This window comes from Eggerthella sinensis, from assembly GCF_003339815.1.
Lineage (GTDB): Bacteria > Actinomycetota > Coriobacteriia > Coriobacteriales > Eggerthellaceae > Eggerthella > Eggerthella sinensis.
The window spans coordinates 1-15,330 of sequence record NZ_PPTT01000030.1 but is presented as its reverse complement, the minus strand read 5'-3'; the positions used below and the strand labels follow the sequence as shown (position 1 = coordinate 15,330).

The window sequence follows — 15,330 nt, the reverse complement described above, 5'->3', positions numbered from 1 at the left end:
GGGCGTCGTCATTGCTTCTTCGCAGCCTCCATGACCGCGTCGGCCAGAAGGCCCGCGGCGTCGCGCGTCTTCTGCGCGCGGGCCGCGGCGGCCATGCGCTCGCGCAGGGCCCCGTCCTCGATGAGCTCGCTCACCAGACGCGCGAACTCCGGCCCTTCCACATCGGCGTCGGCCACGAGGAAGGCAGCGCCGGCCTCGACGCAGGCCTGCGCGTTCGTGGTCTGATGGTCCTCGGTGGCGAAGGGAAACGGCACGAGGAGCGCCGGGAGCGCGCGGGCGGATATCTCGGCGAGCGAGGTGGCGCCGGCGCGCGACACGATGACGTCGGCGGCGGCCATGGCGTCGCCCATCTGATCGGTGTAGCCGAACAGCTGCCAACGCTGCTGCTCTTCGGGCGAAAGCGCCAGCTGCTCGCGGACGGCGTCGAGCTCTTTCGGGCCGGTCACCTGCACGATGTGCACATCGTCGTACGACAGCAGCTTGTCTTTGAGGGCCGCCACCGCCTGGTTGAGGTGGCGCGCGCCCAAGCTGCCGCCCGTCACCAGCAGCATGCGCGCGTCAGCCGGCACGCCGAACGTCGCGCGACCCTGCTCGCGCGTGGCCGCGAACACGCTTGCGCGCACGGGATTGCCCGTCACGCGCACGCGGCTCGTGTCGGCGAGCGCCGCAGCGGCGTGCTCGTAGGTGAGGCACACGGCGGCGGCCCGCTTGGCCAGGTACTTGTTCGCCATGCCCATGACGGAGTTCTGCTCGTGCACCACCACGGGCACGCCGCACTGCTCGGCGGCGCGGGCCACGGGAATGCACACGTATCCGCCGAAACCCACCACCACGTCGGGTTTGATCTCGTCGAACCAGGCGCGGGCGAGCTTCGTGCTCTTCTGGATTTTCAGCACGGCCTTCGGCAGCGTGAGCGGATGGTTGCGGTTGAAGCCCTGCGCCTCGAACGGCGTGAACGGAATGCCCGCCTCGCGCACGAGCCGCGCCTCCACGCCCGTCGGCGTGCCGGCGAAGCGCACGTCGCAGCCGCGCTCCTTGAGCACGTCGGCCAACGCGAGCGCAGGATTGATATGGCCGGCGGTTCCGCCGCCGGAAAGAACGACGAGCATAGTGCTACCTCCTACCTCTGCCCGACGACGGGCGCCTGCCGCGCTGCGGCGCGGGCGCCTCGTTCGTCGCGCGCACGACGCGCAGGTCGGCGCGTCGGCGATCGTAGATACTCGGCGCCTCGGCGCCGCGCGACACCGACAGGATGATGCCCACCATGATGAGCATGGCCACGAGCGACGAGCCGCCCGACGAGATGAACGGCAGCGGCTTGCCCACCACGGGGAACCACCCGATGACCATGGCGATGTTGAGGAACGCCTGGAACGCGATCATGATGGTGCATCCGCCCGCCACCATGGTGCCGAAGTTGTCGGGAGCGGACTGCGCGATGCGCGTGCCCGCGTACAGGAACAGCAAGAACAGGATGATGACCACCGCAGCGCCCACGAGCCCCAGCTCCTCGCCGATGATGGCGAAGATGAAGTCGGTGTCGGACTGCGTGAGGTACTGGTACTTCTCGTGCGAGTTGCCCAGCCCCAAGCCGAAGAAGCCGCCCCCGGCGAACGCGTACAGCGAATGGATGAGCTGGTAGCCCGTGCCGAAGCCGCCCTCGCCGTCGTTCCACGGGTCCATGAACACCATGAGGCGGTCGCGTCGATACGACGAGCCGAAGATGCCGACGAGGCCGAGCGCCACTACAACGCCGATGACGATGAGCATGGTGCGCAGGGGCACCTCGCCCAGCCACATGACCGCGAGGATGCCCACGACGCAGATCATGGCCGTGCCCAGATCCGACTGCGGGCCCAGGATGACCAGCACGGGCGCCAGCACGAGAAGGCCTATGAGCACGAAGAACACCATCACGGTGTAGCGTCCCTCGCGCCAATCCGTGAGCAGGCGCGCCGCCACCAGCACGAGCGCGATCTTCGCGAATTCCGACGCCTGCAAGCTTGACGACCCGATCATGAGCCAGCGGCGCGCGCCCCAGTCCTCGTCGCCCACGCCGAACAGCGCGGTGATCACGAGCAGAGCGAACGCGAGAGCCCAGACGATCCACACCGCGTTGCTGCGCCACAGCGTGACGGGCACGAATTTCCAGATGAGCACGGCCAAAATCACGCCGACCACGGCGAACTTGATCTGGTTGAGCGTCTCCCCCATAGGATCGACCGCAGCGTCGACCCCGGCCTTCGCCAAGGTATTGACCGCCGAAGTGGAGTAGATCATCACGAAGCCGATGAGCATGAGGGCGAACACCGACAGCAGCAGGATGATGCGGGGAGCCATGATGTGGGCGGGCGTTCCCCCCATGTCGCGTTGCGTAGCCATCATGCCTCGCTACGCGCCCGACGAGGCGTGCGACGCCACGAGCGATTTGAACACGGTGCCGCGCTCCTCGAACGAGCCGAACTCGTCGAAGGAGGCGCACGCCGGCGACAACAGCACGACGTCGCCCGCCGCCGCGCCCGCAAGCGCCGCGTCGAGCGCGTCGGCCAGATGCGCGGCGCGGCGCACGGCGAAATCGGCCGGAGCGCCGTCGGCCGCGGCCTCGAACGCCTCGGCGAACCGCGGCCCCGCGGCGCCAAAGCAGACGACGGCGCGGGCGTGCGCGTGCGCGGCCGCGACGAGCGGGGCGAGGTCGGTGCCCTTGTCGTCGCCGCCGAGCAGCACGATGGGATGCGCCGCCGGGAAGGCGGCGAGGGCCTTGAGCGTCGCATCGACGTTCGTTGCTTTGGAATCGTTGTAGCAGGCCACGCCCGCGACGGTGCCGCACGGCTCGATGCGGTGCTCGAGCGGGGCGAACGAGCGCAGGCCCGCGGCCACGGCCTCGTCGCTCACGCCGAGCGCGAGGACGGCGGCGGCCACGGCCAGCGCGTTCGACGCGTTGTGCTCGCCCAGGATGCGCAGCTCGTCAGCGCGCAGCGGGGTGTGGCTCGCGCCGTTCAGCGCCACGTGCAGCGTACCGTCGTCGGCGAGGAAGGCGGCATTGTCGCTGCCGCATGCGGCGCGCATGTCGCCCCCGATGCCCGCGGCCGTTCCCAGAGGAACGACGGCGAAGCCGCGCTCGGCGGCCGGCAGGGCACGCAGGCGGCGCACCTCGGCCCGCACGACGTCGTTCGTCGCGTCGAGCACCGCCACGGCGCCGGGCACCGTGCGCAGGTTCGCGAGCAGCTTGAGCTTCGCATCGCGGTACGCCTCGAAGCTGCGGTGCCAGTGCAGGTGGTCGGGCGTGATGTTGAGCAGCACGGCCACGTTCGGCGCGAAGCGTTTCGCGGACGCCAGCTGGTAGGACGACACCTCGGCCACGTAGACGTCCGTGCGCCCCGCGGCCACGGCGTCGATGCACGGGTCGCCGATGTTGCCCACGGCCGCGGCGGCGAGCCCCGCCTCCTGCAGCACGTGCGCGCACAGCGCGCAGACCGTCGTCTTGCCGTTCGTGCCGGTCACCGCCACCCAACGGCTGTCCGCCGCGCTCTCGCGCCAGGCGAACTCCACCTCGCTCACCACCTCCGTCGAAGCGGCGGCGGCCGCCTCGTAGAACGCGGAGAACTGCGAGATGCCGGGGCTCGCGATGCACAGGTCGAACGGCGCGCCGGCCTCCGCGGCCAGCGACGCCACGGCGTCGTCCTCGAACGCGACGAGGGCCCCGGCCGCGCGCGCCGTGCGCGCGAAGCGCTCGGACGCCTCGGTGCGCGCGCCCGCCGCGATGGCCAGCACGTCCACGCGCTCGCCCAGAAGCGGCAGGCAGTAGTCCACCGCGGCCCGGCCGCTCTTGCCCAGACCCAAAACGAGCACGCGCCCCAGATGGTGCGGCGCGTGCTTGCGATTCGCTATGAAATCCCGAGGCGCCATGGTTTAGGCCACCGCCATGAGGGTTTCGGCGAAGTAGATCGAGAAGCCCGTCGCCGCCAGCACGCCGGAGATGATCCAGAACCGCACGACCACCTTCGTCTCGCTCCACCCCTTCTTCTCGAAGTGATGGTGGAGCGGCGCCATGAGGAAGATGCGCTTCTTCGTCTTCTTGTAGTAGAACACCTGGATCATGACGGACAGGGCCTCGGCCACGAACAGGCCGCCGATGATGAGCGACACGAACTCGGACTTCGTGAGCACGGCGAGGCAGCCCAGCGCCATGCCGAGCGCAAGCGAGCCGGTGTCCCCCATGAAGATGTCGGCCGGGAACGAGTTGAACCACAGGAAACCGATGCACGCGCCCGCGAGCGCAGCCGCGAAGATGGCGGGCTCGAGCAGGTCGGAGCGGTACGCGATGGCCGCCATGACGATCATGACGATCATGACCGTGCCCGCCGCCAGGCCGTCCAGGCCGTCGGTGAGGTTCACGGCGTTGCACATGCCCACGAGCAGGATGTTCATGAACAGCAGGTAGAGCCACGGGATGGCGATGCCGTCGCCGATGGGAAGCACCGTGGTCAGGATGCCGAAGTCGAGCGTGACCACGAACGGGATTTCCACGGTGGGCTCGATGCCCAGCCAGTTCACGGCCACGAGCACGAACGCGCTCGCGATGGCCACCTGTCCCACGATCTTCGCCTTCGGCGTGAGGCCGAGCGAACGCTCCTTCACCACTTTCGACGCGTCGTCGATAAGGCCGAGCAGGCCCGTGAGCACGGTTGCCGCCAGCAGCACGAACGTCTCGGGCGTGGGGATGCCGATGAACAGCGCGGCCGCGATGACCGCCACCAGCATGATGACGCCGCCCATGGTGGGCGTGCCCTGCTTCACGAGGTGGCTTTCGGGCCCGTCGGCGCGCACCTGCTGCCCGATGTGGCTCGACTTGAGGAACGTGATCCACAGCGGCGTGAGCACCATGGTCACCACCATGGCGAACACGACGGCGAGGAATACGAGAAACGTCGGATATTGATTGAATACCGTAAGCATAGTTAGTTGACCAGTCCTTCGACGACGCGTGTCAGTCCCATGAAATGCGATGCCTTCACCAGCACGGCATCGCCCGGCTCGACGCAGACGTCCAAATCGCCGAACACTTCGGAAAGCGAGGCCGCGCGCACGATGCGCTCGGCGTCCATGCCGGCGCGCTCAGCGGCGTCGGCGATGTGCCGGGAGAGCTCCCCCACGCACACGAGCCGGTCGAGCGGCAGCGTTGCCGCGTACGTGCCCACGCCCGCATGGCAGGCGGGCGCGTAGCTGCCCAGCTCGCCCATGTCGCCCAGCACGGCCACGTGCTTGCCGGGCACGTCGAGCGCGCAGAACGTCGCGAGCGACGCGCGCATGGAGTCCGGGTTCGCGTTGTACGCGTCGTTCACCACGGTGAACCCGCCGCGCGCATGCAGCACTTCCTGACGGCCCGCTTCGGGCTGCGAAGCGCCGAGCGCCTCGGCGCACACAGCTAGCGGGATGCCGCAGGAGCGGCCCACCGCGGCAGCGGCGCAGGCGTTCGACACGTTGTGCAGGCCGCGCAGCGTGAGCGCGCACGGAGCCGTCTCCTCGACAGCGGGGTCGTCGGCGAACCCGACGGCGTGCAGCTCGAAGGCGGGACGGCCCTGCTCGTCGAGCTCCACGCGCTCGGCCCACACGGCGGGGCGCGCCTGCTCGGCGGCACCGGCGCTCGCGCGGCGCGCGGCCGCGTCGGCCGACCCGTCGAACAGCACCGTTTCCACGCGGCGCGCATCGAGGCGCGCGTGCTCGCGCACGAACGAGACGAAATCGTCGTCGGCGTTCACGAACGCGCGGCCCGTGCCCTCCGGCAGCGCGCACAAGAGCTCGGCTTTGGCGCGCGCGATGTTCTCGCGGCTGCCCAGCAGCTCGATATGGCTCTCGCCCACGTTCACCACGAGGCCCCAGTCGGGACGCACGTAGTCGCAGAGGTCGGCCAGCTGGCCCAAGCCGCGCATTCCCATCTCCACGACGACGGCCTGCGTGTCCTGCTCGGCGTTGAGCAGCGTCTTCGGCACGCCCAGCTCGTTGTTCTGGTTGCCGGCGGTGGCCACAACCGAAAGCGTGCTTGCCAGCACGTCGCGCACGAGGTTCTTCGTGGTGGTCTTGCCCGTCGAGCCCGTCAGCGCGATCACGCGGCCATGGAGATGCCCGCGCCACGCGCCCGCGATGTCCGCCACGGCGTGCGCGGTGTCGGGCACCTCGATGACGGCGGCGCCCAGCTCGTGGGCGAGCAGCTTCGTGGCCTCGTCGAGCGGCTGCATGACGAGCGCCGCGAGGGCGCCGTCGCGCAGGGCCGCGCCCACGAAGTCATGGCCGTCCACACGCTCTCCCGGCAGCGCAACGTACACGTCGCCCGCCTTCACGTCGCGCGAATCCCAGGTGAGCCCCGTGATGAGCGCACGCGGATCGAGCGCCTCCACCACGAACGCTCCGCCCGTGCACGCTGCTATCTGCTTGGCGTTCAACCGCATGGCGCCGCCCTATTCCGCCGCCGGCTCGGAGCCGAACGCGCGCGCGAGCTCTTCGGCAGCCACCACGCGATCGTCGAAGCTGAGCACCTGATCGCCCACCAGCTGGTAGTCTTCGTGGCCCTTGCCCGCGATGAGGATGGAGTCGCCCGCATGCGCCTGCGCGATGGCCTGCGCGATGGCGGCCCGGCGGTCGGCTTCCACTTCGAAGCGGTCCATGCCCGAGCCCATGCCGCTCACGATGTCCTCGATGATGGCCAGCGGGTCCTCGGTGCGCGGGTTGTCCGACGTCACCACGGCGTGGTCGGCCGCGAGCGCGGCGCGGCCCATGATGGGGCGCTTGCTGGCATCGCGGTCGCCGCCGCAGCCGAACACGCAGATGGTGCGGCCGGGCGTGAGCGCCATGATGGACGAGAGCGCCTTCTCCAACGCGTCGGGCGTGTGGGCGTAGTCCACGAACACGGACACGCCGCCCGTGTTCGGGGCGCTCACGCGCTCCAGACGGCCGGGAATCTGCGGCGCCTCTTCAAGCGCCTCGACGATGACGTCGGCCGAGAAGCCCAGCTGCAGCCCGATGCCGAACGCGCACATGATGTTCTCCACGTTGAACTTGCCCACGAGCGGGTAGTCGAACGTGTAGAGGCTGCCGCGCACGTCGAGCGTGACCGTGGTGTGCGTGGGCGCGTACTGCACGTCGGCGGGATGGATTTGGGCGGAGGGGTCGAAGCCCGTCGTGACCACGCTGTCCTCGGCCACCGAGCAGCGGCGCAGCAGTTCTTTGCCCCACTTGTCGTCGATGCAGATGACGCGCTTGGCCGGGTAGTCCTTCGAGAACAGGCGCGCCTTCGCCTCGAAGTAGGCCTCGAACGTGTGGTGGTAGTCGAGGTGGTCCTGCGTGAGGTTGGAGAACGCCGTGACGGCGAACTGCGTGTCCCACGTGCGGTCGAGGTCGAGCGCGTGCGAGCTCACCTCCATGGCCACCACGCCCACGCGCGCGTCGCGCATGCGCGCGAACAGCTGCTGCAGGTCGGGCGACTCGGGCGTGGTGTGAGCCGACTTCTCCTGCGCGTCGCCGATGCGGATGCCCACGGTGCCGATGACGCCCGTGCGCTTGCCGGCCACGCGGGCGATATGCTCCACGAGGTAGGTGGTGGTGGTTTTGCCGTTCGTGCCCGTGATGCCCACGAGCGCGATATCCTTCGAGGGATGGTCGTAGAAGTTGGCAGCCGCGGCGGCCATGGCCTTGCGAGTGTCCTTCACCACGATCTCGGTGACGTCGGTGGCATCGGCCAGGTAGACCTTGCGCTGCACGACCAGCACCTTCGCGCCCCGGTTGATGGCGTCCTGGGCGAACGAGTGACCGTCCGAGGTCATGCCCACCACGCAGAAGAACGCGTCGCCCGGTTGCACCCGGTCGCTTCGGTAGGCGATACCGCTCACCTCGTCGTCGGCGTTGCCGAGGACGGTGCAGTCGATACCTGCGAACAGTTCGGTACAGGTCTTGCCCATGGCTTCCCTCACTCCGGATATATATTGAATCGGTCGATGGCTGTTGACATTATATCCTTAAAAATAGGCGTGACCACACCATCGGTGGGAACCTCGTTGGCACCCACAAAACAAACCAATTGGCTCGATGAGTCGGCGAGGAAACCGGTGAAGGCCAGGTTGTACACCCCTTTTCGATAGCCGCCGTTCTCTTCGTCGTAAATCTCCGCCGTGGAGGTTTTGCCGGCCACGTTGTAGCCCTCGATAGCCGCGGCCTTGCCCGTGCCCTCCGTCACGACGGTCTTGAGCATGCTGGTCAAGTCGTCGATGGCAGCCGAATTGTCGATGACCTTCTCGCTTTCGTACTCCATCACCTCGCCGCTTTGGGGCTTCGACAGCAGGAAGTGCGGCGTGCATTCCACGCCGTCGTTCACGAGCGCGCTGTAGAAGCGGGTGATCTGCAGCGGCGTGAGCGAGAGGCCCTGGCCGAAGCTGATGTTGTAGCCCACCACCTTGCCCCACTTGTCGAAGGACGGCAGGTTGCCCAGGATGTCGGTGCCCAGCTCGCCCTCGCCGGGGAAGTCGACGCCCGTCTTCGTGTGCAGGTTGTACGCGTTGATCTTGTTGTAGAGGTTCTGGAAGCCCGACACGTCGCCCACCGTGGCGTTCTCGGTGGCCAGCGAGATGCCGATGTTCGACGACTGGTCCATGATCTGCTGCAACGTGAACGTGGCGTCGCCGCGGTCGTGCGCGTCGGAGATGATGTAGCCGTCGGCCTCGATGGTTGACGGGCAGAACAGCTCGGTGTCAGGCGTCATGGTACCCGCTTCGAGGATGGCCATGGCCGATACCGACTTGAAGATGGAGCCCGGCTCGAACAGGTCGGTCACGCACTTGAGCTTCGGCGCGTCGTCCTCCATGTCCGTGCGGTCGGCGGGATTGAACAGGGGCAGCGATGCCGCCGCGTAGATCTCGCCCGTGCCGCCGTCCATCACCACGGCGCTGCCGCCGTTCGACGTGATGCCTTCCTTGTCGGCGGTCAAACGGTCTTCCACGTACTGCTGCAGCTCGATGTCGATGGAGATGATGATGTCCTGGCCGTTCACGGCCTCCTTGGAGTCGTGCTCGCCGCCCGGGATGGGCGTGCCGTCGGGACTGGTTTCCTCGCGCGTGTAGCCTGCTTCGCCCGACAGAATGTCGTCGTAGTACAGCTCGAGACCCGAGATGCCCGTGTAGTACTCACGGTTGTTCTCCACTTCGGTGTCCAGCTTGCACGCGCCCACCACCTGGCCTCCCACCTGGCCGTTCGGGTACTCGCGCTTCCACAGCGTCTTGTAGCGGATGCCGAAGTCCTTGTCCTCGTAGGGCGCGTCGACAGCCGTGAGCTCGCTCACACGCGCCTTCACGCTCTCGCCCACTTCGACGTCGGCCTTCTCCTTCACCACCGCGTACCGGGTGTTCGCGGCCGTGATGGCCTCGAGGTAGTCGGACTTCTGCCCGCCCAGCACGTCGACGAGCACCTGCGCGGTGGCGTCGGCGTCGTCCACCTCGGTGGGGTCGATGTAGATGGTGGTGGTTTCGACGGAGGTTGCCAGCACCACGCCGTTGCGGTCGTAGATGGTGCCGCGCCGCGGCTCGATCCACGTGTACTTCATGCGCGCGTTCTCGCCTTCCGCCGCATTCTGCGGGGCCGCGATGACCTGCAAGAACGCCAGGCGCAGCACGAACAGCGCCGCGAGGGCGGCGAACACGAGGATGGGCAGGAACACGCGGTTGGAGTTGGGATTGACGGGCATCGAGGCGCCGCGCGCAGGCGTCCGCACGGGTCGCGACGTGCGCGATCCGTGCGGACGGGAAGGACGTGCGGACGAACGCGAGCTTCCGCGATTGCGAGCGGAACGCTCGCCTCGCGGCGTGTGAGGTCTTTCGGCCACGATTTACGCTCCGAGACCAGCCGCGATGGCCACGCTCTTTGAAAGGGACAGGGCGCCGGACTCGTCGGTGGCGACGACGTCCTGAGCAAGGTCGATGACGCCCACGGTTTCGGGGGACGACATGCCCAGCTTGCCCGCCTGCTGCTTCACCTTCGTGGGGTTCGACAGCGCGCTTTGGGACACCTCGAGGGCGGCGCCCGACGAGCGGGTGTCGCTGATCTCGTTGGAAAGCTGGTTCGCTTCCATCGTGGTGGAGACCGTGGCGGACATCAGGCCGATGCGCACGAAGCCCACGAGGGAGACCACGAGCAGCACGACGGCCACGGCCTTCGCCAGGAACACCACGTTGGCGGGAAGCGACGGGGCTTGGGTGCGGGTGCCGCGACCCGGCACGACGCTGATGCGCTCGCGCGGGGAGCGCTCGGGTGCGCGCTCGGGATAGAACGAATACGCTGGTGCTGCGCCCATGTCCAACCCCCTTTCTGTGTTTTGGCTGCGTTTGGTGGTGGCGGGTGGTGCGTGGTCGTGCTTGGTATGTTCTTAGCGCTTCTGCGCGACGCGGAGCTTGGCGCTGCGCGCGCGAGGGTTGCGCTCGATTTCTTCGGCCGTCGGCACAATCGGCTTACGGGTGACGATGTCGAGTATCGGCTGCTTTCCGCACGCGCAGACCGGAAGGTCGGGCGGGCAGGTGCATCGGTTCGCGAAGGAGGCGAACGTGTCTTTGACGATGCGATCCTCGAGCGAGTGGTAGCTGATCACCACGAGCCTGCCGCCGGGGTTGAGCCAGCGGATAGCCGCGTCGAGGCCGCTTCTCAGCACGTCGAGCTCGCCGTTCACCTCGATGCGCAGCGCTTGGAACGTGCGCTTCGCCGGGTGCCCCCCTGCTCGGCGGGCCGAGGCGGGGATGGCGGCTTTGATGACGTCGACCAACTGAGCGCTCGTCTCGATCGGGGCGTTCTGCCGTTCGCGCACCACGAATTCCGCGATGCGGCTGGCCCATTTCTCGTCCGAGTAGGTACGGATGATCCGAGTGAGATCTGCTGCGTTGTAGGTGTTGATGATCTCTGCTGCGGTCAGGGTTTGTTTGCCCGGATCCATCCGCATATCAAGAGGGCCGTTCTCCTTGAAGGAGAAGCCTCGAGACGGCGTGTCGATCTGCACCGAAGATACCCCCAGGTCGAACAGGAACGCGTCGACGCCGGGCACCTCCGTGCTGAGGAGTGCTTCGTCCATAGCTCCGAAGTTGCCGCGCACCAGTTCGAGACGCGGGCGCACATCATCAGGCAGCGTCCCGAGTTTTTGACGGGCGGCGGCAAGCGCCACTTCGTCTTGATCGATGCCGATGAGCGTTCCCCCGCTGCCGATGAGCTTGGCCGCTTCGGATGAATGCCCTGCGCCGCCGAGTGTTGCGTCCACGAATGTGTGCTGTGGTTTGAGGTTCGAGTATTCGAGGCACTCGGCGAGCAGAACGGGTGTATGCCGATATTCGCTTGTCATATCGCTCACGCCTTACATCAGCCGAACAACAGACCGAGATCGGTCTCGTCGTCAACGGCGTCGTAGCGCTTTGCGTCCCAGATTTCGAAGTAGCCCGTATTGCCCACGACGACGACGTCCTTGTCGATGCCCACGGCCTCACGCTGCTCGGCTGAGATCATGATGCGGCCGGATGCGTCGATGGACACATCGGCGGCGCGCGACTTCAGCTTGCGGCGCAGACGCACATGGAGATCGTTCGTGGCGTCGTACTTCTCGAACTTGTCCTCGAACACGCTTGCGACCCAGTTGTTGAAAGCTGCGGGTTCAAACACGTAGAGGCACTCGTCCTTCGGGTTGCGCGTTACTACCAAATCGGTCGAAAGCACCTTGCGAAACGAAGCGGGAAGAGACATGCGGCCTTTGGCGTCCACCTTATGGCGGTACGCGCTATTGAGATCAACAACCTTGTTGTCCTCCTCGGCCATGCCTTCCTTTCCGCCGTCCCACGTACGGCCCTTTCGATGTTTGGAATTCTATCCCACTTCGCCCCACTTCGCAACAAAATATGCTCCTTGGCCCCCTTTTTGCCCATTCTGAAACCCCCCGTATTCCCTCCCGTCACGTTGGCGACCATCGGTTGGAAAAGCGTTCGTCTACATCTTGCTCGAACGCGCGCAACGGGGCACAAGATATTGATCGGGGTTCGCGGTGTCATATCGTGGGATGGAATTATGCGGAATCTGTGGCTGCCGCAATCCTCAACCGATTTTTTAGGGCAAAAGGCCTGATAGCGAACGAATGTTTCACGTGAAACATTCGTTCGATGGGAAGCTGGAGGACGCGCGCGGCGCGCGAGCCTAGCGAGCGCGGGGGTGCGCGTGGAGGTACTCCTCGCGGATGTGCGCGCGGTTGACGTGCGTGTAGATCTGCGTGGTGGAAATGTCGGAGTGACCGAGGATCTCCTGGATAACGCGCAGGTCAGCGCCGCCCGAAAGCATGTGGGTGGCGAACGAGTGGCGCAGCGTGTGCGGGTGGAGGTTCGCCACGCCGATGGTGCGGCCGGCGTCGGCGACGAGCGCGTGCACGCTCTGGCGGGTGAGCCGTCCCCCGCGCGCGTTGAGGAATACGGCCGACGTGGGTTTGGCGTAGGAGCGGATAAGCTCGGGCCGCCCGTGCTCGAGGTAGTCGGTGAGCGCGCGCAGGGCGACGCCCGAGATGGGGGCGATGCGCTCTTTATTCCCCTTGCCCACGATATGCAGGTAGCCGTCTTCGAGGATGGTGTCGCTCAAATCGAGGCCCGTGCACTCGCTCACGCGCAGCCCGCACCCGTAGAGCACCTCGAGGATGGCCTGGTTGCGCAGGGCGAGCGGCCCGCTGCCGAGCGGGCGCGACAACATGGTGTCCACCTGCGCCACCGACAGCACGTCGGGAAGCCGATCGGGCGCTTTCGGCAGCTGAATGGTATCGGCCGGGTTGCGCCGCGCGTAGCCCTCGCGCACGAGGAAGCGATGGAAGCCCTTGAGCACCGACACGTGCCGGTCCACCGTGGAAGCGGCGTAGCCGCGGTCGAACAGGTGCGCCTCGTAGGCCACTACCGCGTGGCGGTCGACATCGTCAACCGACGTGATACCGATGGTTTCGAGAAAGGCGACGTATCCCTTGAGGTCGGCGGCGTAGGCCGCCACCGTCAAAGGAGAGCTTCCGCGCTCGACACGCAGATACGACAAGTACTCCTGAACCTGTTCCTCCACGCGAGCCTCCCCTAGCCGCTTCTGACCGTTCAGCCGCGCCCTGTGAAGCTCGACCATCGCACATTTTAGGATAGCAGCCCACCCCGTGCGTCGGCTTGGCTAATTTCACACGCCGGAAACAACCTTCGCCCTCCTAAGTAGGCTATAATCGTGCCCAATGGCACAGCTTCCCAGGAAAGGGGCACCGTTTTCTTATGCGCATCGGATTCGACAACGACAAGTACATCGCACTCCAAGCAGAGCACATTCGCAACCGTATCAACCAGTTCGGCGGCAAGCTCTATCTGGAATTCGGCGGAAAGCTGTTCGACGACTACCATGCCGCGCGCGTGCTGCCCGGCTTCGAGCCCGACTCCAAGATTCGCATGCTCAAGAGCCTCGCGGACGACGTGGAAGTCATCATCGCCATCAACGCGAACGACATCGAGAAGAGCAAGATTCGCGGCGACCTGGGCATCACCTACGACGAAGACGTGCTGCGCCTCATGGACATCTTCCGCTCCATGGGCTTCGCCACGAGCGGCGTCGTGATCACCCACTACGCGAACCAGCCCTCGGCCGGCGCGTTCCGCAAGCGCCTCGACAGCCTGGGGATCAAGAGCTACCTGCACTACCCCATCGCCGGCTACCCCTACGACATCGACCACATCGTGAGCGACGACGGCTACGGCAAGAACGAGTACATCGAAACCACCCGCCCGCTCGTGGTGGTGACGGCCCCCGGCCCCGGCTCGGGCAAGATGGCCACGTGCCTGTCGCAGCTCTACCACGAGCACAAGCGCGGCATCGCGGCCGGCTACGCGAAGTACGAGACGTTCCCCGTGTGGAACCTGCCGCTCAAGCACCCCGTGAACATCGCGTACGAGGCGGCCACGGTCGACCTCGACGACGCGAACACCATCGACCCCTTCCACCTCGAGGCGTACGGCACCACCACCGTCAACTACAACCGCGACGTTGAGATATTCCCCGTGCTCAAGGCCATGATGGAGCGCATTTCGGGCACGAGCCCGTACCAGTCGCCCACCGACATGGGCGTGAACATGGCCGGCAACGCCATCGTGGACGACGACGCCGTGCGCGATGCCGCCAAGATGGAAATCGTGCGCCGCTACTTCCAGACGGCGGTGGAGGTGAAGCGCTCGGGCATCGGCCAGGAGCGTTTGGAGCGCCTCGAGCTGCTCATGAACCAGGCCGGCGTGAACGCGAGCCTGTCGCCCGCGCGCTCGGCGGCGCTGCTCAAGGAGGAGACCACCGGCGGCCCGGCCGGCGCCATGGTGCTGCCCGATGGCTCCGTGGTGACGGGCAAGACCTCCACGCTGCTCGGCGCGGCGTCGTCGCTGCTCATGAACGCGCTCAAGGGCGTGGCCGGCGTCGACGACACGAAGGACGTCATCAGCGACGAGGCCATCGAGCCCATCTGCAGCCTCAAGACCGACCAGTTGCACAGCCGCAACCCGCGTCTGCACTCCGACGAGACGCTTATCGCGCTGTCCATCAGCTCGGCTACCGACCCGCTTGCAGCGAAGCTCATCGACCACGTGAACGACCTGCGCGGATGCGACGCGTTCTTCAGCGTGATTCTCTCGGCAACCGACGAGAAGCTGTACCGCACGCTCGGCATCAACGTCTGCTGCGAGCCGAAGTACGAGCAGCATCGCTACTATCACAAGTAAGCGAAGGACCCTCCTTCACCGCACCATGCTGTCGCCCGAAACGTTCGCTTTTCGCCTCGAAAACGAACGTTTCGGGCGACGGTTCGTTTTGCGGCATTAGGCGGCGGCGACGATCCAGATCATGGAGCCGTAGGCGAATCCGTTGTCGCCCGCGTCAACCGCAGCGCTCACCAGCTGCTTCATGCCGTAATCGGTGAACTCGCCGTGCCAGATGAGCACGGTGCTCTCGTCGCCCGCAGCAAGCACCACGGGACGATCGAACGTCGCTTCGAGCCCCAGCGGCGTGAAGCGAGCATCCTGCACGAACATGGTGGAGCCGCTTTCGGTGGTGAGCGACCACGAACCTCCCGGCAAGTCCTGACTCGCGCGCTTGAGACGCGCGCCCACGATGGCCACATTGCGCTCCGAGCGATTCGCGGCGAGCACCGGGATGATGGCGGTGTTGTCGCCCTCGGCGCCCAGCATCATGGACACCGACGAGGGAACCGTGATGTTGACCTGGGTGTCCTCGGGTTCGGGGGATGCGGGGGCGGGATTGGGTTCAGGCTCGGGATCGGGA

At 66.5% G+C, this 15,330-nt stretch carries 12 protein-coding genes and 1 pseudogene; 1 reads left to right on the top strand and 12 read right to left on the bottom strand.

The window, feature by feature from the left end; all coding sequences use genetic code 11:
* Nucleotides 1-8: 8 nt before the first annotated feature.
* The 11 genes from murG to C1876_RS14175 form a co-directional block, all read right to left on the bottom strand.
* Nucleotides 9-1,109, bottom strand: a complete 1,101-nt coding sequence (gene murG / locus C1876_RS14225; RefSeq protein ID WP_114547389.1) for an undecaprenyldiphospho-muramoylpentapeptide beta-N-acetylglucosaminyltransferase — start codon at nucleotides 1,107-1,109, stop codon at nucleotides 9-11.
* Between the two features lie 4 nt (nucleotides 1,110-1,113).
* The gene (locus C1876_RS14220; RefSeq protein WP_227112960.1) at nucleotides 1,114-2,364 is read right to left on the bottom strand and encodes an FtsW/RodA/SpoVE family cell cycle protein; all 1,251 of its coding nucleotides are present in this window, start codon (nucleotides 2,362-2,364) and stop codon (nucleotides 1,114-1,116) included.
* Between the two features lie 27 nt (nucleotides 2,365-2,391).
* Entirely contained in the window at nucleotides 2,392-3,906 is a 1,515-nt protein-coding gene (gene murD, locus C1876_RS14215) for a UDP-N-acetylmuramoyl-L-alanine--D-glutamate ligase (RefSeq protein WP_114547387.1), read from the bottom strand.
* Between the two features lie 3 nt (nucleotides 3,907-3,909).
* Entirely contained in the window at nucleotides 3,910-4,956 is a 1,047-nt protein-coding gene (gene mraY, locus C1876_RS14210; protein WP_114547386.1) for a phospho-N-acetylmuramoyl-pentapeptide-transferase, read from the bottom strand.
* 2 nt (nucleotides 4,957-4,958) lie between these two features.
* Nucleotides 4,959-6,446 carry a UDP-N-acetylmuramoyl-tripeptide--D-alanyl-D-alanine ligase gene (locus C1876_RS14205; RefSeq protein ID WP_114547385.1) on the bottom strand — a complete coding sequence of 496 codons (1,488 nt, stop codon included), beginning with the start codon at nucleotides 6,444-6,446 and terminating at the stop codon, nucleotides 4,959-4,961.
* A gap of 9 nt (nucleotides 6,447-6,455) precedes the next feature.
* Nucleotides 6,456-7,952, bottom strand: a complete 1,497-nt coding sequence (locus C1876_RS14200; RefSeq protein WP_114547384.1) for a UDP-N-acetylmuramoyl-L-alanyl-D-glutamate--2,6-diaminopimelate ligase — start codon at nucleotides 7,950-7,952, stop codon at nucleotides 6,456-6,458.
* 8 nt (nucleotides 7,953-7,960) lie between these two features.
* On the bottom strand, nucleotides 7,961-9,727 hold the full coding sequence (locus C1876_RS14195; RefSeq protein WP_114547383.1) for a peptidoglycan D,D-transpeptidase FtsI family protein: 1,767 nt from the start codon (nucleotides 9,725-9,727) through the stop codon (nucleotides 7,961-7,963).
* 141 nt (nucleotides 9,728-9,868) lie between these two features.
* On the bottom strand, nucleotides 9,869-10,333 hold the full coding sequence (locus tag C1876_RS14190; protein ID WP_114547382.1) for a cell division protein FtsL: 465 nt from the start codon (nucleotides 10,331-10,333) through the stop codon (nucleotides 9,869-9,871).
* Between the two features lie 72 nt (nucleotides 10,334-10,405).
* Complete coding sequence (gene rsmH, locus C1876_RS14185; protein WP_114547381.1) at nucleotides 10,406-11,362, bottom strand: 16S rRNA (cytosine(1402)-N(4))-methyltransferase RsmH; 957 nt, start codon at nucleotides 11,360-11,362, stop codon at nucleotides 10,406-10,408.
* 17 nt (nucleotides 11,363-11,379) lie between these two features.
* Nucleotides 11,380-11,829: a division/cell wall cluster transcriptional repressor MraZ gene (locus tag C1876_RS14180; protein ID WP_114547380.1), complete on the bottom strand. Its 450-nt coding sequence runs from the start codon at nucleotides 11,827-11,829 to the stop codon at nucleotides 11,380-11,382.
* Nucleotides 11,830-12,201: 372 nt separating this feature from the next.
* Entirely contained in the window at nucleotides 12,202-13,095 is an 894-nt protein-coding gene (locus C1876_RS14175; RefSeq protein ID WP_114547379.1) for a site-specific tyrosine recombinase, read from the bottom strand.
* A 194-nt stretch (nucleotides 13,096-13,289) separates the two neighbouring features.
* Here C1876_RS14175 and C1876_RS14170 point away from each other — a divergent pair, with 194 nt between their 5' ends.
* The gene (locus C1876_RS14170) at nucleotides 13,290-14,771 is read left to right on the top strand and encodes a DUF1846 domain-containing protein (protein WP_114547378.1); all 1,482 of its coding nucleotides are present in this window, start codon (nucleotides 13,290-13,292) and stop codon (nucleotides 14,769-14,771) included.
* A 96-nt stretch (nucleotides 14,772-14,867) separates the two neighbouring features.
* Here C1876_RS14170 and C1876_RS14165 read toward each other — a convergent pair.
* Nucleotides 14,868-15,330 (bottom strand): annotated as a pseudogene (locus tag C1876_RS14165) (hypothetical protein); the annotation flags it as partial.

Coding starts and splice junctions, on each gene's coding strand:
- C1876_RS14200 (WP_114547384.1), bottom strand. CDS start 7,952: ATGGGCAAGACCTGTACCGAACTGTTCGCAGGTATCGACTGCACCGTC.
- murG (WP_114547389.1), bottom strand. CDS start 1,109: ATGCTCGTCGTTCTTTCCGGCGGCGGAACCGCCGGCCATATCAATCCT.
- C1876_RS14195 (WP_114547383.1), bottom strand. CDS start 9,727: ATGCCCGTCAATCCCAACTCCAACCGCGTGTTCCTGCCCATCCTCGTG.
- rsmH (WP_114547381.1), bottom strand. CDS start 11,362: ATGACAAGCGAATATCGGCATACACCCGTTCTGCTCGCCGAGTGCCTC.
- C1876_RS14180 (WP_114547380.1), bottom strand. CDS start 11,829: ATGGCCGAGGAGGACAACAAGGTTGTTGATCTCAATAGCGCGTACCGC.
- murD (WP_114547387.1), bottom strand. CDS start 3,906: ATGGCGCCTCGGGATTTCATAGCGAATCGCAAGCACGCGCCGCACCAT.
- mraY (WP_114547386.1), bottom strand. CDS start 4,956: ATGCTTACGGTATTCAATCAATATCCGACGTTTCTCGTATTCCTCGCC.
- C1876_RS14220 (WP_227112960.1), bottom strand. CDS start 2,364: ATGGGGGGAACGCCCGCCCACATCATGGCTCCCCGCATCATCCTGCTG.
- C1876_RS14170 (WP_114547378.1), top strand. CDS start 13,290: ATGCGCATCGGATTCGACAACGACAAGTACATCGCACTCCAAGCAGAG.
- C1876_RS14205 (WP_114547385.1), bottom strand. CDS start 6,446: ATGCGGTTGAACGCCAAGCAGATAGCAGCGTGCACGGGCGGAGCGTTC.
- C1876_RS14190 (WP_114547382.1), bottom strand. CDS start 10,333: ATGGGCGCAGCACCAGCGTATTCGTTCTATCCCGAGCGCGCACCCGAG.